The following is an 18806-nucleotide window of genomic DNA, read 5'->3' on the forward strand; positions in this document are numbered from 1 at the left end:
TCCAGCATCCAAGCCGTTCGAGCCCGCTGAGGCAAAATTGCGCTTTTGTCCCGTGTGCGCGGAGTTTCCGGTCGCATCCTTCCGGTCGAGGCGGGCTTCTATAGGCCCTCGTATGGGATGTCAACGCGCCGAACCGTAGATATTTCTAATTGCTAATTCACGCTGCCGCGACTTTGGCGAGTGCGCGTTTTTCCCGGCGTCGCTGCACCGAGGACGGGATGTTCATCGCCTCGCGATACTTCGCGACGGTGCGCCTTGCCAGCTCGACGCCACCCTGTTTCAAACTGATCACGATGTCGTCGTCGGACAGAACCGCGTCGGGAGCTTCCTGCGCGATCAATGCCTTGATCCGATGACGAACTGCTTCCGCGGAATGGCTGTCGCCACCTTCCTCGGCCGAGCCGATCGATACCGTGAAGAAGTATTTCAGCTCGAAAAGACCACGCGGCGTCAGCATGTATTTGTTCGACGTCACCCGGCTGACCGTCGATTCATGCATCTTGATTGCTTCGGCGACGGTCTTCAGGTTGAGCGGCCGCAGGTGGTCGACCCCGTGCATCAGGAACGCGTCCTGCTGGCGAACGATCTCGGTGGCGACCTTCATGATCGTCTTTGCCCGCTGGTCGAGGCTGCGCGTCAGCCAGTTGGCGTTCTGCAGACAATCCGAAAGGAAGGCGTAATCCTCGCCATTCTTCGGGCATCCCTTCGAAACCTGCTGGAAGTAGGTCTGGTTGACCAATACCCGCGGCAGCGTATCGGGGTTGAGTTCCACAACCCATCCGCCGCTCAAGGCGGGACGCACGACGATATCGGGCGCCACGACATCGGCGACGTGGCCACCGAAATCGGCGCCCGGCTTGGGGTTGAGCTTGCGGATTTCCGCCAACATGTCGATGAGGTCTTCGTCATCGACACCGCAGATCTTGCGAAGCGTGACAAAGTCGCGCTTGGCCAACAGGTCCAGATGCCGGACGAGGGCTTCCATTGCGGGATCGAGGCGGTTCTTGTGGCGAAGCTGGATCGCCAGGCATTCGCTCAGCGTGCGGGCGAAGATGCCGGGTGGATCGAGCGTCTGCAATGAAGACAGCACGCACTCGACATGCACAGCATCGGTGCCGAGCCTTTCGGCGAATTCGGTCAGGTCTGCCTGCAGATAACCCGCATCGTCCAGCTGATCTGCCAGCTGCTGCGCGATCAGACGGTCCTGCGCATCCTTGAAAAGAAATGGAATCTGCTGGTGGATGAGATCGCGTAGCCCGACGTCCCCGGCGATGAAATCCTCAAGGTCGTAATCCTCGCCGGCATCTCCTCCCGGCATCGACTTCCATTGACCGAGAAGTTCCGGCGCATCGGCGCGGCGATCCGTGATGTCGTCGGGAAATACGTTCTCGAAACCGCTGTCCAGGCCTTCGCCGAAGGTTTCGTTGATCACGAGGCCCGTATCTTCGTTCCACTCGCCGGCTCCGGCAGAGCTATCGAGTTCGGCAGCGGAGTTGTCGGCTGCATCAGGGCTGGGTGAATGGCCTAAATCCTGGCCATTCTCGCCGTCGCTTGGCGCGATTTCAAGCAGGGGGTTCTTTTCCAGTTCCTGGGCGATGAACTGGTTCAGTTCGAAATGCGTCATCTGCAGCAGCTGGATGGACTGCATCAGCTGCGGCGTCATAACGAGCGATTGGGTTTGTCGCAGGAAAAGGCTGGCGGATAAACCCATGGTGGACGCTAAACTCCCGAAATCCCAAGAGCGCTGCGATCATGGCAGCACTTTTTTGCATTTTCCAGGCGGGATCGGCCGGCCAGAACTGCATCTGGCACAAGAATTGCTTTTTTATTGGGTTTGGTCAAGCGGCGCGAAAGGGATTTTGCGATGGCGCCGCTTTGCTTGGATCGGCGCCTAGAGGCTGAACTTGTCGCCCAGATAAAGGCGACGGACATCGGAATTGTTGACGATGTCAGAGGCCCGGCCATGCGTCAGCACTTCGCCGGCATGGATGATGTAGGCCCTGTCGATCAGCCCGAGCGTTTCTCGAACATTATGGTCCGTAATCAGTACCCCGATACCGCGTGCCGTCAAGTGACGAACGAGATTTTGAATGTCGGAAACCGAAATCGGATCGACGCCGGCAAATGGCTCGTCGAGCAGCATGAAGGCCGGATCAGTTGCGAGAGCGCGAGCGATTTCCAGGCGCCGGCGCTCGCCGCCGGAAAGTGCCACCGCCGCTGACTTGCGCAGCTGGCTGATGTGGAATTCCTCCAGCAACTCGTCGAGCTTCGCCTCGCGCTTGTCCCGATTGGGTTCGTGCACTTCGAGAACGGCGCGGATGTTTTCCTCCACCGTCAGTCCTCGGAAGATCGAGGCTTCCTGCGGCAGATAGCCGACCCCGAGCCGGGCGCGGCGATACATTGGCATACGGGTGACTTCGTTGCCGTTGATCGCGATCATGCCCTCGTCGACCGGCACGAGGCCGGTGATCATATAGAAGCAGGTCGTCTTGCCGGCGCCGTTCGGTCCGAGCAGGCCGACAGCCTCGCCACGGCGGACGACGAGCGAAACGCCGTTCACCACACGCCGCGTGTCATAGGTCTTGGAAAGGCCATGCGCCACGAGTGTCCCTTCATAGCGCGCCTTGTCGCGTGCCATGAACGGTTCGGGCGCGGGCGTTTTCCCGGCCGAGGAGGGGAGAAAAGGAAGCTTCACGTGTCAGTTCTGTTGCTGTTTGCGCGAGTTCGGGTCGAGCATGATCTCGACGCGTCCGCCGCAGCTGTCGAGCTTGGCCTGGCCGGTCGCCATCTGCACCGTCAGCTTGCAGCCCTTGAAGACGTTTTGACCTTCCGACAGCACGACCTGCTTGCCGGAGAGCATGAAGGTCTGGCTTGCCATGTCGAACTCGCCCTTTTCGGCGGTCGCCTGCTGGGTGCCCGAGCTCAGGAAGACGGTGTCTTCGAGAAAGATCTTGTCGATATCGGCATTGCCAGCCGTCACGGCGCCGCCGTCACCCTTGTAGAGAACGGTCATCTTGCCGGCCTTCAGCGTCGTCGTGCCCTGCACGACGTTCACGTTGCCGGTAAAATATGCCTTCTTCTCCTGATCCTTGATTTCAAGCTGATCGCTCTGGATCTGGATCGGCTCGTCGCCGGAAAGCTTGAGGCCTTCCACCTGGCTGGTCGTGGTCTGGGCGTGGGCGGAGAAGCTTAAACAGGAAATAAATACAGCCGCGGTCACGACGGACATGCGGGGGAAAAAGCAGCGATGCGTCATGACAACCGGGCTCTACTTGCCTTTGTTGCGGATGGCGGTGGGTTCGACATGCACTCGAACCTTGCCGGTGAAATTGAGAGTATGCCCCTTATCGGTGATCTTCATGGAATCTGCAACAATGGAGCCTTCGGTCATCGAAATATTCACTGGATCGGCCGTATTCATCGTACCGCCAGGGATATCCAGCTGGGCCGACTGGAACCGGGCGGTGATGCCGTTGCTCATGTTGACGTCGAAAGGTGCGGTCAGTTTGAGCGCGTCCGCGCCGCGATTGAAGTCGGCGCTCTTTGCGGTCACGCGCGCAATCAGTTCGTCATTGATGGGAACGGCAGCCGTGACATCCTGAAGCGTGATGAGATTGGGGTCCTCGATATCCTGCAGCGCCTTCTGGGCCAGCATGGAATAGCTGATGCCGTCGCTGTTGCGGCCCGAGATTGCCGGTCTCTCCATGACGATCTTGCCGTCTTCGATCCTGGCGCTCTCAATCGAGACATTCTCAGGCAGGTATGTGCGGATAATGGCGACACCGATAAACAGCAGCGAAATCACAGCCGCCACCACGGGCAGCAGAACCCTGAGCCTGCCGACGCGAGATGAATGAGCCAGCGCCGCATCGTAGGCGCTGGCGGGCGCCTGCATCGATGCGAGGAAGCCGCCTGTATTTCGGATATGCTGCAACATTGAAGTTCGTTCGGTCCTTTCCGACACCCGTCCGGGCTCGCGCAATAGGGCGAGCGGCCGTGGTCGTCGGCCTCAAATATGGTTTTTATCCTTCAACAAACAATAATGGACAACATAAAAACGTGATAAGAGCCGCTGCAATCGGTTCGGCGGTTACTATTTAAAGCGAAAAAGACATTCGAAGGAACGTTCATGGACCCTATGGCAATCGCGGATCGGCGTCAGTTGCGCCGCAAGCTCAGCTTCTGGCGCATCGCGGCACTCATCTTTCTGGTTGCCATCGGTTTTGTGTCCTACGCCTTTTTGATGAGCGACCAGACGGGTTCGGCTGCGCCTCACATCGCTCGCGTGCGCATCGCCGGCATGATCACGGATGACCGTGAATTGCTGGAAAGACTGGATCGCATCGCCGAGAGCAGCCAGGCCAAGGCACTGATCGTCTCGATCTCCTCACCCGGTGGCACGACCTATGGCGGCGAGCGCATCTTCAAGGCGATCCGCAAGGTCGCTGAAAAGAAGCCGGTCGTCTCCGACATCCGCACACTGGCTGCCTCTGCCGGCTACATGATCGCCACCGCAGGCGACACGATCGTCGCGGGCGAAAGCTCGATCACCGGCTCGATCGGCGTCATCTTCCAGTATCCGCAGATTGAAGAGGTGATGAAGAAGGTCGGTATCTCATTGGAAGAGATAAAGTCTTCGCCCCTGAAGGCCGAGCCGTCGCCCTTCCATCCGGCCAGCGAGGAGGCAAAGACCATGATCCGCAACATGATCATGGACAGCTACGGCTGGTTCGTCGATCTGGTCGCTGATCGCCGCAAGCTGCCGCGCGACGAAGTTCTGAAGCTCGCCGATGGCACGATCTTTACCGGCCGCCAGGCGCTCGGCGTCAAGCTGGTAGACACGCTCGGCGGCGACGACGAGATTCTTGATTATCTCGAGACGCGCGATGTGTCGCGCAATCTGCCGATCGTCGAATGGAAGGATACCGAAAGCTCGTCATCGCTCTGGTTTGCCCATGCGCTGGCCGGCGTCTTCCGCTATGCAGGCATAACGCTGCCCATCAGCCCGGATGCGATCGAGGCTTGGGGGCCGAGCAAGTTGTTCCTTGACGGTCTTGTCTCCGTTTGGCAGGTTGGGGAACGGTGAAAATCTAATTTTTTCAGGGGGCAAACGTGATCAAGTCAGAATTGGTACAGATCGTTGCAGCACGCAATCCGCATCTCTACCATCGAGACGTCGAGAACATCGTCAACGCGGTGCTTGACGAGATCACGGATGCACTTGCGGGCGGAAATCGCGTCGAGCTGCGCGGTTTCGGCGCCTTCTCGGTCAAGAACCGTCCGTCCCGCTCGGGTCGCAATCCGCGCACCGGGGAAAGCGTATTCGTCGAAGAGAAGTGGGTTCCCTTCTTCAAGACGGGCAAGGAGCTGCGCGAGCGGCTGAACCCGGGAATGGCGGACGAAGAGGATTGATAAGGCCTGAGGCCTTGAAAGGCTCGCATCCGGCCCGATCTGTCACCCGAGAATGATACTGCCGGAGAAAACCATGGCAAAGCTGAAGCGCATTGTGTCGCTCGTCGTTTTTGTGCCGCTTGGCATCATCCTGATCGTGCTCGCGGTCGCCAATCGCCAGCCGATCACGCTCGCACTCAACCCGTTTGCGCCGCAGGACAGCGTGCTGTCGGTCACCGCACCGTTCTTCCTGTTCATCTTCGTCACGCTGATCGTCGGCATGGGCATCGGCGCGGGCGTGACCTGGTGGAAGCAGGGGCGCTATCGCCGCCAGGCCCGTGTCGAGGCCAAGGAAGCGGTGAAGTGGCAGAACGAGCACAAGGCAATCGCCGCACCAAGGGGCTGACCTGGGCCTGAGCCGTTGCAATCGGCCTATGGCTGTCGGATCTTCTGCTGCACCACCTCATTGAGATGCGAGAAGAACCGCGCCGCGAGTTTCTGCGCGGCCGATCCGATGAAACGCGACCCCATCTGCGCCACCCGACCGCCGATCTCCGCGCCGGTGCGATAGTGCAGGATCGTCGCGTCGCCATCTTCGACCAGCGTGATATCCGCCGATGCCTTGCCGAAACCGGCAACGCCGCCCTTGCCTACGGCATGGATCGTATAGTGTTCCGGTGGCCGGATATCCGAGAGGGCGATTTCGACCGTGAGCCCCACCGACAATATGCCGAGCTTCAGCTTGATCTGCGCCAGGAGCTCGGTCGGCGACGTCCATTCCAGCGACTGGCAGCCGGGAACGCAGCGTTTCAGCACCTCGGTGTCATTGAGCGCGGCCCACACGGCCTCGCGGGGCGCTTCGATCCGTTCTTCGCCGACGATTTCCATGCTTCTCCCTTGGCCGGCCTTCTGGCCGATCGAACTCAGATAGGACGATAACGCGCTCTTAGCCAGCACGGGCTTTGCCGAAGCCGCGTCAGGTGCTATCTGGCTCGTCATGAAAGCCAAGGATCAGCCTTTGAAGAATAGAGACAAGCGGAGCGGGCAGAAGCCCCCGCGCGGGGCGCCCCATGCCGGCGACCGAAAGGCCACGCCAGGCAAGCCCAAAACCGCCGGCGGCCCGCAGCAGGCGAGGGCGGCCGAACAGGCCAGGGTTAAGGAGACCCGGAGCAGGGAACAGAAGCCGGCACCTGAGCAGGCCTCGCCCACACGCCCGCTGATGGCGCGCACCGGCGATCTTCCGAAGGAAAACGTCCCGCTCATCCTGGAATCGAAAAATGCCGGCGATTTTCATCTCGTAGACAGCGGCAACGGGCTGAAGCTCGAAAAATACGGTCCCTATCACGTCGTCCGCCCCGAGGCGCAGGCGCTGTGGCAGCCGTCGCTCTCGCCCGAGATCTGGCAGCGGGCCGAGGCGGTCTTCACCGGCAATACCGATGAGGACGGCATGGGCCGCTGGAAATTTCCGCGCGAGGCGCTGGGCGAAACCTGGCCGCTGACGCTGCTCGACATCGATTTTCTCGGCCGCTTCACCGCCTTTCGCCACATGGGTTTCTTCCCCGAGCAGATCGTCCACTGGCTGTGGGTGAAGGACCGCGTCGAAGAAGCGAAGGCCAAAGGCCGCACCCTCAAGGTCCTCAACCTGTTCGGCTATACCGGCGTCGCCTCGCTGGTTGCCGCTGCTGCAGGTGCGGAAGTCACCCATGTCGATGCCTCCAAGAAGGCGATCGGCTGGGCGCGCGAGAACCAGGCACTGTCCCGGCTCGACAAGGCGCCGATCCGCTGGATCTGCGAGGACGCGATGAAATTCATCCTGCGCGAGGAACGGCGCGGATCGACCTATGACATCATCCTCACCGACCCGCCGAAATTCGGCCGCGGCCCGAATGGCGAGGTCTGGGAGCTTTTCGAACACCTGCCGCTCATGCTCGATGTCTGCCGCGAGCTTCTGTCGAAGAATTCGGTCGGCCTCGTGCTGACGGCCTATTCGATCCGCGCAAGCTTCTATTCCATTCACGAGCTGATGCGCGAGACCATGCGCGGCGCCGGCGGAACCATCGAATCGGGTGAACTCGTGCTGCGCGAGACGGGCCTGGACGGCCAGGGCCGAGGTCGCGCTCTTTCCACATCTCTCTTCAGCCGCTGGGTTTCAGAATGACAGACGATTACAGAAAGCCCGGTGCACGTAAGGTCGGCCAGGTGAAGGAAGTCACCTCGCTCGCCAACCCGATCATCAAGGACATCAAGTCCCTCACCAACAAGAAGGACCGCGAGGCCGCCGGCATCTTCATGGCGGAAGGCTTGAAGCTGGTCATCGACGCGCTGGAACTCGGCTGGGAAATCCGCACTCTGATCTATGCCAAGGCTGCCAAGGGCAAGCCGCTGGTCGAGCAGGCTGCGACCCGCACCGTCGCCAATGGCGGCCTGGTTCTCGAAGTCAGCGAAAAGGTGCTCTCGTCCGTCACCCGCCGCGACAATCCGCAGATGGTCGTAGGCATTTTCGAGCAGCGCTGGAAGCGGCTCGATGAACTTGCGCCGGAAAAGGGCGAGACCATCGTCGCCCTCGACCGCGTGCGCGATCCCGGCAATCTCGGCACGATCATTCGTACCGCCGATGCGGCCGGCGCCTCGGCAGTCATCCTCGTCGGCGATTGCACCGATCCCTTCTCGCTGGAAACCGTCCGCGCCACCATGGGCTCGGTTTTCGCCCTGCCTGTCGTCAAATGCTCTGCCGATGAATTCCAGGCCTGGCAGAAGCGCTCCGGCGTCGAGGTTGTGGCGACCCATCTCGCCGGTGCCGTCGACTACCGAACCGTCGATTATGCCAGGAAGCCGGTCGTTATCCTGATGGGCAACGAACAGTCCGGCCTGCCGGATGATCTGGCGAAGGCTGCCAACCGCACCGTCCGCATTCCCCAGCAGGGCAGGGCAGACAGCCTCAACCTTGCCGTCGCCACCGCCGTGATGCTGTTTGAGGCTCGCCGCCATCTCCTGACCCTGGACGAGAAGAAATGACAGAACGCGTGGCCTATCTCTCGCGGCCGCTGACGGCCGTGGTCGTCATCATCATTGCCGTCATCCTGGATCAGGCGATCAAGATTGCGGTCGAAAACTATCTGCCGATGCATGAGGCGGTGCCGGTCATGCCGTTCCTGGCGCTGTTTCGCACCTATAATCTCGGCGTCGCCTTCTCGCTTCTCTCAGGCATGGAGCGCGAATTCATCATCGGCATGCGCATCGTCATCGTCGCCTTCGTCATCTGGCTGTGGCGCCGCACACCGACATCGCGGACCTTCGCCCATACCGGGTTTGCATTGATCATCGCCGGCGCCATTGGCAACCTGATCGATGGCCTCGTCTATGGACACGTCATCGACTACATCCTCTTCCATACCGAGAGCTGGTCGTTTGCCGTCTTCAATCTGGCGGACAGTTTCATCACCATCGGCGCTGGACTTGTGATTCTCGATGAACTGGTTGGTGCCCGAAAGCCCGATTAAGACATTGTTAGGGGCGTGACCTAAGGATTGCGAAGGAAAGGCCATGTAGTCTTTCCCCATGCGCACCATCGCCGATCTGCAGGATATCATCGCAAAGGCATTCGCGCAGCCTGCCTCGAAAGAGCCGGCAGAGCTGCTGCGCGAAACCGTGGTCGCGCCGCCGCAAATCCTTGATGACAAGGGATCCAGTCCTCTTCGCAACCTGCTCGTCGGCCTGAAGCGCTGGCCGCGTTCGTCACTGAGGGATCGGCTTTCCGCTTCGGAAGCCGCCAGTGCCGCCAAGTCGCGCCGCATTGCCACTGTCGTTCATGAAGTTCGCACGCCACTGAATGGCATTCTCGGTATGACACACCTGCTCAGCCAGACGAAGCTCACGGCCGAGCAGCAGAATTACCTGAGCGGTATTCGCCAGTCCGGCCATATGCTGGCGCAGCTGGTCGATGACATCCTTGACCTCTCAACCATGGAGGCCGGACGTTTCAGGCTGAATACCCGTGCCGAAAACCTGCGGCAGCTGCTCGAAAGCGTCGTCGAGATGCTCTCTCCGCGGGCCCACGAAAAACGCATCGAGATCGCCGCGACCTTCACCGCCGATCTTCCGGAACTGCTCGATTTCGATCCCGCCCGCCTGCGCCAGGTCCTTTTCAATGTCATTGGCAATGCGGTCAAGTTCACTGTCGAGGGCGGCGTTCTCGTCCGTGGCTTGATTGTCGAGGGCAATGTAGAGATTGCCGTCAGCGACACCGGCCCGGGTATGACCGAGGAAGATCAGGTCCGCATCTTCGGCGAGTTCGAACAGTTCGGCTCGTCCGACAGCCGCAGCGGCGGGACGGGGCTGGGTTTGAGCATCACCGCGCGCATCCTTGCCGAATTCGGTGGCTCGCTGTCGGTCAGGAGCCGCGTTGGCGAAGGCAGTGTCTTCACCATCCGCTTCCCGGTTCAGCGCGCGGAGGATGCTCCTGCCGGCGAAACCGATCGCAGCATTCTGCTCCGCCGTTCGCGCGTCCTGCTTCTTGCTCCTCACGGACCGGCGGCCCAGGCGACGATTGCGACCATCGAAGCTCTGGGCGGCCGCTGCCGGCATCTCGCCACATCCGAGGAACTGCATTCGCTGATCGACCGTTCGACGGCCGGTCCGATGCCGTTCACCGACCTGATCGTCGACCACCGCCTTGCCGCAAGCTATGCCTGCGAACCACTGCACAAGCCGCTTCACCGCATCCTCCTCGTCAATCCTGAGGAGAGGGCATCGCAGCCGCAGGAGCTGTTCGATGCCTGGCTGATCCGCCCGTTGAGGGAGAAATCACTGGTCGATGTCTTGAGTGGGCGGCTGCGAGGGTTCGGCAATGTGGCGCCGCGGGATCAAACCGACAGAGAGACTGGCCGCGCGCAAGTGGCTTCCGAAACGGTTGGGGAGGATCTGGACAGGCAGACGCTCGACATCGTGCTTGCAGAGGATGATCCGGTCAGCGCGATGCTCGTCCGGGCGATGCTGCAAAGGGAAGGCCACCGGGTTCGTTGGGTGGCCGATGTTCCGGGTTTCAGCGACGCGCTGCATCAGGCGGATGCGCGTACCGACCTTATTATCACCGATATGAACATGCCAGGCGGCGACCCATTGGACATTCTTGCTGCATTCCGCGTCCAGGAAAATGGTGCCGGTGGCCCGTCGCGGCCCTTTATCGTGCTGACAGGCGACAGCCGGGAAGAGTCGACACGCCTTGCATTGCAGGCCGGTGCGCGCAAAATCCTTCAGAAGCCGGTGAACCCGGCACTGCTCTCCGAGGAAATCAGGGCCATACTCCTTGATCGGCATATGCGGCGTCAGGCCCGTTGACGGCTCGGGAACACGCTCCTATTGTGACAGCTGACGTCACGTTACTGTCGTAGAAGCGTGATTATAGACGGTGATCCAACGGGACGGGTGAATCACCATGGCAATCGAACTCCTGAACCGCAATTTGACACTCGAAACTCCCTCGAAGACGGCGCCTTCGACCACCAGTGGCGACGTATTTGGTCGCATCGGCTCGCTTGAGACACGGCTCGCGCGCAACGCACGCGAGATCGTTGCTGCGCAGTCCGTGCGCTACCGCGTGTTCGTCGAGGAAATGGGTGCAAGACTGCCTCAGGAAGCCATGCGCCTGCAGCGGGATTTCGATAGCTACGATGCGATCTGTGACCATCTTCTCGTCGTCGACAATGCGATCGAGGGCGAGATCGAGGAGCAGATCGTCGGCACCTACCGCCTGCTGCGGCAGGAAGTCGCGATGGCGAATGGCGGTTTTTATTCAGCCTCGGAATTCGACATCAAGCCGCTCCTCGAGCGTCATCCCGACAAGCAGTTCATGGAGCTTGGCCGCTCCTGCGTGCTGCCCGATTATCGCACCAAGCGGACGGTCGAGCTTCTCTGGCAGGGCAACTGGCTCTATTCCGTCAAGCACGGCATGAACGCCATGTTTGGCTGCGCCTCTTTCCCCGGCGTTCGGCCGGAAGAACATGCGCTTGCCCTGTCCTTCCTGCACCACAATTCGCTGGTCAAGCAGGACTGGATGGTTTCGGCCCGGCCGGAGCTCTATCGCCAGATGGACCTCATGCCGTCGGAAGGCATCAATGCGCGTCAGGCGCTGTCGGCCATGCCGCCGCTGGTCAAGGGCTATCTGCGCCTCGGCGCGATGATCGGCGACGGCGCCGTCGTCGACCAGGCCTTCAACACCACCGATGTCCTGATCGTTCTGCCGATCTCCTCGATCGCCGGCCGCTACATCAACCACTTCGGCACGGACTTTGACCGCTTCTCGAACTAACGGACCAGCCTGATCGGGCCGTCGTACTGGGCGATCGTTTCGTCCGAGGTGATGAGCAGCATGCCTTCGCTCATTGCTTGCGCAATAAGGATACGGTCGAAGGGATCTTTATGAAGTGGCGGCAATAGACCCACTGTTAGCCCGTGTTCCGACGTGATCGGCAATTCTTGAAATCCGTTGCCGATAAGAGCCTCACGTAGGATTGCCGGCGGAAATGTGTAGTCCGATCTTCCCGATGCGTATTTTATCGTCAGCTCCCAAATGCTCGCGGCACTAAAGAATAGCTGGTTTTCCGAGATCTTCGATCAGTAGCCGAGCCGCATTCGGAAGCTTCGCGGATACGCCAACCAGCCAGACGAGCAGATGAGAATCCGGAAGGAGCTTCATTTGCCGTAGAACATCTCCTCGATTTCTTTGGCCATCATCGTGTCCAGATCGTCCGGCACCGAGAACTGCCCATCGAGAAAGCCGATGCGACGTTTCTGCTTCGGCGCCTCGTCCAAAGGCACCACCTTCACCATCGGCTTGCCGGCCTTGGCGATGACAAAGCCTTCGCCATTAGCCGCCTCTTCGACAAGGCGGGACAGATGGGTCTTCGCTTCGTGAATATTGACAGTCTTCATGGCAAATCCCCAAGTGGACTTAGTTCACTGAACTTAGTCCACTTGGGGATTGCATTCAAGCGAGCTTACGATCCGGCATTGTAGGCGGCGATCGCCGCCATGTTGACGATTTCCGAATCCTTGGCGCCCATCTGTGTGATCTGCACCGACTTGTCGAGACCGACGAGCAGCGGGCCGATCACGGTCGAAGCGCCGATTTCCTGCAGCATGCGGGTCGCGATCGAGGCCGAATGGATCGCCGGCATGACGAGCACGTTGGCGGTGCCCGAAAGGCGGCAGAACGGATACTGCTCCATGCGGCTCGGGTTGAGAGCCACGTCGGCGGCCATCTCGCCGTCATACTCGAAATCGACCCGACGGCCGTCGAGGATCTTCACCGCTTCCCGCACCCGTTCCGAGCGCTCGCCGACTGGCTGGCCGAAGGTGGAATAGGCAAGCATGGCAACGCGTGGCTCATAGCCCATGCGGCGGGCAACACGCGCTGCCTCTACCGCGATATCGGCCAGATCCTGTGCATTCGGCATGTCGTGGACCGCGGTATCGGCGACGAAGATCGTCCGGCCGCGGGCGACCACGATCGAAACGCCGATGACGCGATGCCCCGGCTTGGCATCGATGCAGCGGCGGACGTCGGAAAGCGCCGTGGCGTAGTTGCGGGTCGTGCCCGTCACCATCGCATCGGCGTCACCCGTTGCCACCATTGTCGCGGCGAAGTGGTTGCGGTCGTTGTGGATCAGGCGCTGCACGTCGCGCAGCAGCAGGCCCTGGCGCTGGAGACGGCCGTAGAGATGGTCGACATAGGCATCGACGCGGTTGGAAATACGCGCGTTGACGACTTCGATGCCGGGACGGTCGAGATCGATGCCGGCCTTTTCCGCCGTCGCGCGGATCACGTCGTCGCGGCCGAGCAGGATCGCCGTGCCGAGGCCCTGGTTGCAGAAGGAGATCGCGGCGCGCATGACCTGCTCTTCTTCGGCTTCCGCAAACACGACCCGCTTCGGGAAGCGGCGGACGCGCTCGTAGATGCCCTGCGTCGTTGCCGCGATCGGGTCGCGGCGGGCAGAAAGCTCGTGCCCGTAGGCGGCAAGGTCGGTAATGTCACGACGCGCGACGCCGCTTTCCATCGCGGCCTTGGCGACGGCAACCGGAATGGCCGAAATCAATCGCGGATCGAATGGAACCGGAATGATGTACTGAGCGCCGAAGCGCGGGCGGTTACCCTGATAGGCAGCGGCGACGTCGTCCGGCACGTCCTCGCGGGCGAGATCGGCCAGCGCCTGGGCGGCGGCGATCTTCATCGCATCGTTGATCTGCCGGGCCCGCACGTCCAGCGCACCGCGGAAGATGTAGGGGAAACCGAGCACGTTGTTGACCTGGTTCGGATAATCCGAACGCCCGGTCGCCATGATCGCGTCGTCACGGATGCGGGCGACTTCCTCCGGCGTGATTTCCGGATCCGGGTTCGCCATGGCGAAGATGATCGGCTTGTCGGCCATCGAGCGGATCATGTCTTCCGTAAACGCGCCCTTCTGCGACAGACCGAACACCACGTCGGCACCCTTCATCGCCTCTTCCAGCGTGCGGCTGTCGCTCTTCACCGCATGCGCGCTCTTCCACTGGTTCATGCCCTCGGTGCGGCCCTGGTAGATGACGCCCTTGGTGTCGCAGAGGATGATGTTTGCCGGGTTGAAGCCCATCGCCTTGATCAGCTCGATGCAGGCGATCGCCGCCGCACCGGCGCCGTTACAGACGAGCTTGGTGGTCTTCAGGTCACGGCCGGTCAGTTCCAGCGCGTTGATCAGGCCGGCTGCGGCAATGATCGCGGTCCCGTGCTGGTCGTCATGGAAGACCGGGATGTCCATCAGCTCGCGCAGGCGGCTTTCGATGATGAAACATTCCGGCGCCTTGATGTCTTCCAGGTTGATGCCGCCGAAGGACGGTCCGAGATAGCGCACGCAGTTGATAAACTCGTCGACATTTTCGGTGTCGACTTCAAGGTCGATGGAATCGACATCGGCGAAGCGCTTGAACAGAACCGACTTGCCCTCCATGACCGGCTTCGACGCCAATGCGCCGAGATTACCGAGGCCGAGGATGGCGGTGCCGTTGGAAATGACGGCCACCATGTTGCCGCGCGTCGTGTAGTCGTAGGCCTTGGCAGGATCGGCAGCGATCGCCAGCACCGGCACGGCAACGCCCGGCGAATAGGCGAGCGACAGATCGCGCTGGGTCGCCATCGGCTTGGTCGGCGTGATCTCCAGCTTGCCGGGACGGCCGTCGGCGTGAAAATCGAGGGCCTCCTGTTCGGTTACCGATGTGCGCGTGCGGCCTGTCTTGTCGTTCACGGGCGTGTCCTCTCCAGCTTCTTGTGGGCAGCCTTCTGCGAGGCCGCTGCGGATGTTGTCTTCAAAGGGTCATCACCGATAGTGTCGCGACTTTCCATGCGCAACAAAAATCGGTTCCGTGACCCAGTTCGAAAGATTCTCCATCCAAGCCCTGACAACCGACCAGCTGGCCTCGGAAGAGAGCCGCGCGTCGGCCACGCCGATGATGGAACAGTTCATCGAGATCAAGGCCAACAACCCTGGATCGATCCTGTTCTATCGCATGGGCGACTTCTACGAGCTGTTCTTCCAGGATGCGATCGAGGCGTCGCGCGCCCTCGGCATCACGCTGACGCGGCGCGGCCAGCACATGGGCCAGGATATCCCGATGTGCGGCGTGCCGGTCCATGCGGCCGACGACTATCTGCAAAAACTGATCGCCCTTGGCTTCCGCGTCGCCGTCTGCGAACAGGTGGAAGACCCTGCGGAAGCGAAGAAACGCGGCGGAAAGTCGGTGGTGAAGCGCGATGTCGTGCGCCTTGTCACGCCCGGCACGATCACCGAGGAAAAGCTGCTCGTCGCCTCGGAATCGAACTACCTGATGACGCTTGCCCGCATCAAGGGTGCGGCCGAGCCGCTGATGGCACTCGCCTGGATCGACATTTCCACCGGCGTCTTCCGGGTGGCAGAGACGGAGCAGTCGCGCCTGCTTGCCGACATCCTGCGCATCGAGCCGCGCGAACTGATCATGCCGGACACGCTCTTCCATGATGCTGAGCTGAAACCGGTCTTCGACGTGCTCGGCCGCGTCGCTGTGCCGCAGCCTTCGGTTCTGTTCGACAGCGCCACGTCGGAGGGCCGCATCGCCCGTTATTTCGGCGTCGGCACGCTGGATGGCTTCGGCACATTTTCCCGCGCCGAGCTTGCGGCGGCATCGGCGGCCATTTCCTATGTCGAAAAGACGCAGATTGCCGAGCGCCCGCCGCTCGGCCGGCCGGAGCGCGAGAGCGGCGCTTCGACGCTGTTCATCGACCCCGCCACCCGCGGCAACCTCGAACTGACGAAAACGCTGTCGGGCGAGCGCGAAGGCACGCTTCTGAAGGCGATCGACCGCACCGTCACCGGCGGCGGCGCCCGCCTGCTCGCTGAACGGCTGATGTCGCCGCTGACCGATCCCGACCGCATCAACGGCCGGCTCGATTCCATCTCCTTCCTGCGCGACGAGCCGTCGCTCTGCTCGGATCTCCGCTCCTCGCTCAAGCATGTGCCGGACATGCCGCGCGCGCTTTCCAGGCTGGCGCTGGACCGCGGCGGCCCGCGCGATCTCGGCGCCATCCTCGCCGGCCTCGAAGCCGCCCGCGGCGTCGTCAGCTTCCTCGAGCGCTCCATGCTGCCGGACGAGCTTTCTGCAGCGCTGACAGACCTCAAGGCTCTGCCGGTCACGGTCAGATCCCTGCTCGGCAAAATGCTGGCCGAAGACCTGCCGCTGCTGAAGCGTGACGGCGGTTTCCTCGCCGATGGCGCTCATGCCGAACTGGACGAGGTCCGCGCGCTGCGCGACCAGTCCCGCAAGGTGATCGCCGGCCTGCAGCTGCAATATGCCGACGAGACCGGCATCAAGTCGCTCAAGATCAAGCACAACAACGTGCTCGGCTATTTCATAGAGGTAACGGCCGGCAATGCCGGGCCGATGACCGATACGCCGGAAGCCAAGGCCCGCTTCATCCATCGCCAGACCATGGCGAATGCCATGCGCTTCACCACCACCGAACTTGCCGATCTCGAAAGCCGCATCGCCAACGCCGCCGACAAGGCGCTGACCATCGAACTCGAAGCCTTCGATCGCATGGTTGCGGCTGTCACTGCCGAAGGCGAAGCGATCAAGGCCGGTGCCCGCGCGCTGTCGGTGGTCGATGTCGCAGCCGGCCTCGCCATGCTGTCGGAGGAATGGGACTACCGCCGCCCGACGGTCGATGCGTCGCGCATGTTCGCCATCGAAGGCGGCCGCCATCCGGTGGTCGAGCAGGCGCTGCGCCGCCAGTCCTCCGGCCCGTTCATCGCCAACGAATGCGATCTGTCGCCGAAAGACGGCGGCGAGTTCGGTGCGCTCTGGCTGCTCACCGGCCCGAACATGGGCGGTAAATCGACCTTCCTGCGCCAGAACGCGCTGATTGCCATCCTTGCCCAGATGGGCTCCTTCGTCCCGGCCGCATCCGCCCATATCGGCATCGTCGACCGGCTTTTCTCCCGCGTCGGCGCGTCGGATGATCTCGCCCGCGGCCGTTCCACCTTCATGGTCGAAATGGTCGAGACGGCGGCAATTCTCAATCAGGCGACCGACCGTTCGCTGGTCATCCTGGATGAAATCGGTCGCGGTACCGCCACCTTCGACGGCCTCTCCATCGCCTGGGCGGCGGTCGAGCATCTGCATGAAGGCAATCGCTGCCGTGGCCTCTTCGCCACCCACTTCCACGAACTCACCGTGCTGTCGGAAAAGCTGAACCGGCTTTCCAACGCCACGATGAAGGTGAAGGAATGGGACGGCGAGGTGATCTTCCTGCACGAGGTTGGCCCCGGTGCCGCCGATCGCTCCTACGGCATCCAGGTCGCTCGTCTCGCCGGGCTTCCCGATAGCGTCGTCGCCCGCGCCCGCGACGTCCTGACCAAGCTGGAGGATTCCGACCGCAAGAACCCTGCAAGCCAGCTGATCGACGACCTGCCGCTCTTCCAGGTCGCCGTGCGCAAGGATGACGTCAAGCGCGGCCCGTCGAAGGTCGAGGAAGCCCTGAAGGTCATCAACCCCGACGACATGAGCCCGCGCGAAGCACTCGATGCGCTCTATGCGCTGAAGAAGCAGCTTACGGCGAAATAGCGGATCGGGGGAAATCCGTATCTTATGGATTTGCCGCCTCCGTCTTCAGCGCCTGAGCGAAGGCCGCCACGGTAATATCGATCATCTGGGTGTGAAGCTCATGCCGTGACCGCCCGCCGCCATCCATGCAGATCGGATCGCCGATCTGCTCCGCGGCAGCCATTTCGGCAGCGCCCGGCTTGCATTCCGCAAACAGGCTGTAATGGCTGGCGTCGTCGATCGTCGTATAGCTCGACGTCGGAATGGTTTTGGCCAGCCCGAACGCATCCGCAGTCGCCGGAATTTCTCCGGGTGCGCCGAGGTTGATGATCGAGACCGGGATCGCGATCCCTGCAAAGCTTTCGGCATCGAACACATCGACCGGCGCCGGATCGATCGTCATGGCAAAGCTGATCCGATCGTCCCTGTTGTCGCGGCCGGCAGATTGCATGTCCATCTCATGAAGGTCAACACCACTTTGCTTCACCCAGTCGCAAAGCGAGGCGTTGCGCATATCGGTATCGCAATAACCAGCCAGAAGCCCCGGATCTATCCGGGCACCCGCGATCGCCAGCGCCGTGCCGCCACCCATGGAAAGGCCAAAGGTTCCAATCCGGCCCAGATCAATGTGGGCGCTGAAAGTCGGGTCTTTCCCGATCGCATCGAGCGTGTCGCTCAGATCGCCGGGCCGCAACCAGATTTTCATCGTCTCCGCCGCCGATCTTTTCTTTCCGGAATTCCCCGGATGCGTGGGAGTGGCCACGACAAAGCCTCTGCTCGCCAGCGGAGCGGCGATCCAGCTCATGGCCAGCGGGTTTCCCGCGAGGCCCGCGCCGTGGGAGAGCAGGATGATCGGAAATTTCCCTCTGCCATCGGGGCGTTGCGCTGTGCCGACGTTCCTTCAAAGAATACGCTCTCGCCAAGCACAACTGGCTCTCCGCCGGTTCGGGCGGTATACCAGACCGTCACCTCGATATCTTCGCCACGTTCCTCCGAGGGAGCCAGGATTCGGCGGACACCCACCTTGTCTGCGGCTTCGGCAGCGGAAGGCGTCATCTCGGCAGAGATCTTGATCGACGGTGCTCCCGCCTCGAAAGGAAACATGGCGGAAGGGATCAGGGAAAGTCCCATGGCCGCAAGTGCCAGGACGGGCGAGACGAGGGGAATGAGCAAGGGAAATGGCATGTCGATCGGTCTCCAGCCGTGTTGAGAATGGAGCGGATGAGAGCGCCAATCCGTCTGCCCTTCGACCTCGAACATGATATAGTCCGTTCCGAAACATGATTTAGGCCTTTTGCCGCATCCGGCGG

At 61.5% G+C, this 18806-nt stretch carries 20 protein-coding genes; 10 read left to right on the forward strand and 10 right to left on the reverse strand.

Features of this window, described 5'->3' with window-relative positions; genetic code table 11:
- Window positions 1–157: 157 nt before the first annotated feature.
- Entirely contained in the window at window positions 158–1711 is a 1554-nt protein-coding gene (rpoN, locus tag N7E02_RS17735; RefSeq protein WP_286583627.1) for an RNA polymerase factor sigma-54, read from the reverse strand.
- Here rpoN and N7E02_RS17740 point away from each other — a divergent pair.
- Complete coding sequence (locus N7E02_RS17740) at window positions 1710–1895, forward strand: hypothetical protein (RefSeq protein WP_286583628.1); 186 nt, start codon at window positions 1710–1712, stop codon at window positions 1893–1895. The two genes, rpoN and N7E02_RS17740, sit on opposite strands and share 2 nt — an antisense overlap.
- Here the strand turns inward: N7E02_RS17740 and lptB are convergent.
- Genes lptB through lptC form a run of 3 tightly spaced genes read right to left on the reverse strand, consistent with a single transcriptional unit; the run spans window position 1892 to window position 3937 of the window.
- Window positions 1892–2638 (reverse strand): LPS export ABC transporter ATP-binding protein, encoded by a 747-nt coding sequence (gene lptB, locus N7E02_RS17745; protein WP_092996493.1) that lies wholly within the window; start codon window positions 2636–2638, stop codon window positions 1892–1894. The two genes, N7E02_RS17740 and lptB, sit on opposite strands and share 4 nt — an antisense overlap.
- 60 nt (window positions 2639–2698) lie before the next feature.
- Window positions 2699–3229, reverse strand: a complete 531-nt coding sequence (locus N7E02_RS17750; protein WP_286583897.1) for an LptA/OstA family protein — start codon at window positions 3227–3229, stop codon at window positions 2699–2701.
- A gap of 39 nt (window positions 3230–3268) precedes the next feature.
- Window positions 3269–3937, reverse strand: a complete 669-nt coding sequence (lptC, locus tag N7E02_RS17755) for an LPS export ABC transporter periplasmic protein LptC (RefSeq protein ID WP_286583631.1) — start codon at window positions 3935–3937, stop codon at window positions 3269–3271.
- A gap of 192 nt (window positions 3938–4129) precedes the next feature.
- Here lptC and sppA point away from each other — a divergent pair, with 192 nt between their 5' ends.
- The 3 genes from sppA to N7E02_RS17770 all read left to right on the forward strand — a co-directional run bounded on the left by sppA (window position 4130) and on the right by N7E02_RS17770 (window position 5797).
- Complete coding sequence (sppA, locus tag N7E02_RS17760; protein ID WP_286583632.1) at window positions 4130–5086, forward strand: signal peptide peptidase SppA; 957 nt, start codon at window positions 4130–4132, stop codon at window positions 5084–5086.
- Between the two features lie 26 nt (window positions 5087–5112).
- Window positions 5113–5412, forward strand: coding sequence for an integration host factor subunit beta (locus tag N7E02_RS17765; protein ID WP_092996505.1), 300 nt, complete (start codon window positions 5113–5115; stop codon window positions 5410–5412).
- 73 nt (window positions 5413–5485) lie between these two features.
- Window positions 5486–5797, forward strand: a complete 312-nt coding sequence (locus tag N7E02_RS17770; RefSeq protein ID WP_286583633.1) for a Z-ring associated ZapG family protein — start codon at window positions 5486–5488, stop codon at window positions 5795–5797.
- A 26-nt stretch (window positions 5798–5823) separates the two neighbouring features.
- Here N7E02_RS17770 and N7E02_RS17775 read toward each other — a convergent pair whose 3' ends face one another.
- Window positions 5824–6279 carry an SRPBCC family protein gene (locus N7E02_RS17775; RefSeq protein WP_286583899.1) on the reverse strand — a complete coding sequence of 152 codons (456 nt, stop codon included), beginning with the start codon at window positions 6277–6279 and terminating at the stop codon, window positions 5824–5826.
- Window positions 6280–6409: 130 nt separating this feature from the next.
- On the opposite strand from N7E02_RS17775, the gene N7E02_RS17780 reads away from it, so the two are divergent.
- From N7E02_RS17780 to olsB, 5 genes are all read left to right on the forward strand, one after another.
- Window positions 6410–7549, forward strand: a complete 1140-nt coding sequence (locus tag N7E02_RS17780) for a class I SAM-dependent methyltransferase (protein ID WP_286583634.1) — start codon at window positions 6410–6412, stop codon at window positions 7547–7549.
- Window positions 7546–8406, forward strand: coding sequence for a TrmH family RNA methyltransferase (locus N7E02_RS17785; protein ID WP_286583635.1), 861 nt, complete (start codon window positions 7546–7548; stop codon window positions 8404–8406). Before N7E02_RS17780 ends, N7E02_RS17785 begins: the two co-directional genes overlap by 4 nt.
- Window positions 8403–8891: a signal peptidase II gene (lspA, locus tag N7E02_RS17790; protein ID WP_286583637.1), complete on the forward strand. Its 489-nt coding sequence runs from the start codon at window positions 8403–8405 to the stop codon at window positions 8889–8891. The genes N7E02_RS17785 and lspA overlap by 4 nt, the downstream gene beginning before the upstream one ends.
- Window positions 8892–8949: 58 nt before the next feature.
- A complete protein-coding gene (locus tag N7E02_RS17795) occupies window positions 8950–10728 on the forward strand; it encodes an ATP-binding response regulator (protein WP_286583638.1) in 1779 nt (592 codons plus the stop codon).
- Between the two features lie 97 nt (window positions 10729–10825).
- Window positions 10826–11698, forward strand: a complete 873-nt coding sequence (olsB, locus tag N7E02_RS17800; RefSeq protein ID WP_286583640.1) for a l-ornithine N(alpha)-acyltransferase — start codon at window positions 10826–10828, stop codon at window positions 11696–11698.
- Here olsB and N7E02_RS17805 read toward each other — a convergent pair.
- The 3 genes from N7E02_RS17805 to N7E02_RS17815 all read right to left on the reverse strand — a co-directional run bounded on the left by N7E02_RS17805 (window position 11695) and on the right by N7E02_RS17815 (window position 14666).
- Window positions 11695–11997, reverse strand: coding sequence for a type II toxin-antitoxin system VapC family toxin (locus N7E02_RS17805; RefSeq protein ID WP_353622914.1), 303 nt, complete (start codon window positions 11995–11997; stop codon window positions 11695–11697). The two genes, olsB and N7E02_RS17805, sit on opposite strands and share 4 nt — an antisense overlap.
- 84 nt (window positions 11998–12081) lie before the next feature.
- Window positions 12082–12321 (reverse strand): type II toxin-antitoxin system Phd/YefM family antitoxin, encoded by a 240-nt coding sequence (locus N7E02_RS17810; RefSeq protein ID WP_286583641.1) that lies wholly within the window; start codon window positions 12319–12321, stop codon window positions 12082–12084.
- A gap of 65 nt (window positions 12322–12386) precedes the next feature.
- The gene (locus N7E02_RS17815) at window positions 12387–14666 is read right to left on the reverse strand and encodes an NADP-dependent malic enzyme (RefSeq protein ID WP_286583643.1); all 2280 of its coding nucleotides are present in this window, start codon (window positions 14664–14666) and stop codon (window positions 12387–12389) included.
- Between the two features lie 202 nt (window positions 14667–14868).
- Between N7E02_RS17815 and mutS the strand changes: the two genes are divergently transcribed.
- Window positions 14869–17517 carry a DNA mismatch repair protein MutS gene (gene mutS / locus N7E02_RS17820; RefSeq protein WP_286583901.1) on the forward strand — a complete coding sequence of 883 codons (2649 nt, stop codon included), beginning with the start codon at window positions 14869–14871 and terminating at the stop codon, window positions 17515–17517.
- A 22-nt stretch (window positions 17518–17539) separates the two neighbouring features.
- Here the strand turns inward: mutS and N7E02_RS17825 are convergent, their stop codons facing one another.
- Complete coding sequence (locus tag N7E02_RS17825) at window positions 17540–18349, reverse strand: alpha/beta hydrolase family protein (protein WP_353622915.1); 810 nt, start codon at window positions 18347–18349, stop codon at window positions 17540–17542.
- Window positions 18298–18681 carry a hypothetical protein gene (locus tag N7E02_RS29795; protein WP_353622902.1) on the reverse strand — a complete coding sequence of 128 codons (384 nt, stop codon included), beginning with the start codon at window positions 18679–18681 and terminating at the stop codon, window positions 18298–18300. Before N7E02_RS29795 ends, N7E02_RS17825 begins: the two co-directional genes overlap by 52 nt.
- Window positions 18682–18806 lie beyond the last annotated feature (125 nt).

The sequence above is a fragment of the Terrirhizobium terrae genome (assembly GCF_030323265.1).
In the GTDB taxonomy this organism is placed as follows: domain Bacteria; phylum Pseudomonadota; class Alphaproteobacteria; order Rhizobiales; family Rhizobiaceae; genus Neorhizobium.

Excerpts from the sequence above, each read along its gene's own strand:
- N7E02_RS17740 (WP_286583628.1), top strand. The coding sequence starts at position 1,710 with ATGGTGGACGCTAAACTCCCGAAATCCCAAGAGCGCTGCGATCATGGC.
- rpoN (WP_286583627.1), bottom strand. The coding sequence starts at position 1,711 with ATGGGTTTATCCGCCAGCCTTTTCCTGCGACAAACCCAATCGCTCGTT.
- lptB (WP_092996493.1), bottom strand. The coding sequence starts at position 2,638 with ATGGCACGCGACAAGGCGCGCTATGAAGGGACACTCGTGGCGCATGGC.
- N7E02_RS17750 (WP_286583897.1), bottom strand. The coding sequence starts at position 3,229 with ATGTCCGTCGTGACCGCGGCTGTATTTATTTCCTGTTTAAGCTTCTCC.
- lptC (WP_286583631.1), bottom strand. The coding sequence starts at position 3,937 with ATGTTGCAGCATATCCGAAATACAGGCGGCTTCCTCGCATCGATGCAG.
- sppA (WP_286583632.1), top strand. The coding sequence starts at position 4,130 with ATGGACCCTATGGCAATCGCGGATCGGCGTCAGTTGCGCCGCAAGCTC.
- N7E02_RS17770 (WP_286583633.1), top strand. The coding sequence starts at position 5,486 with ATGGCAAAGCTGAAGCGCATTGTGTCGCTCGTCGTTTTTGTGCCGCTT.
- N7E02_RS17775 (WP_286583899.1), bottom strand. The coding sequence starts at position 6,279 with ATGGAAATCGTCGGCGAAGAACGGATCGAAGCGCCCCGCGAGGCCGTG.
- N7E02_RS17785 (WP_286583635.1), top strand. The coding sequence starts at position 7,546 with ATGACAGACGATTACAGAAAGCCCGGTGCACGTAAGGTCGGCCAGGTG.
- lspA (WP_286583637.1), top strand. The coding sequence starts at position 8,403 with ATGACAGAACGCGTGGCCTATCTCTCGCGGCCGCTGACGGCCGTGGTC.
- N7E02_RS17795 (WP_286583638.1), top strand. The coding sequence starts at position 8,950 with ATGCGCACCATCGCCGATCTGCAGGATATCATCGCAAAGGCATTCGCG.
- olsB (WP_286583640.1), top strand. The coding sequence starts at position 10,826 with ATGGCAATCGAACTCCTGAACCGCAATTTGACACTCGAAACTCCCTCG.
- N7E02_RS17810 (WP_286583641.1), bottom strand. The coding sequence starts at position 12,321 with ATGAAGACTGTCAATATTCACGAAGCGAAGACCCATCTGTCCCGCCTT.
- mutS (WP_286583901.1), top strand. The coding sequence starts at position 14,869 with ATGATGGAACAGTTCATCGAGATCAAGGCCAACAACCCTGGATCGATC.
- N7E02_RS29795 (WP_353622902.1), bottom strand. The coding sequence starts at position 18,681 with ATGCCATTTCCCTTGCTCATTCCCCTCGTCTCGCCCGTCCTGGCACTT.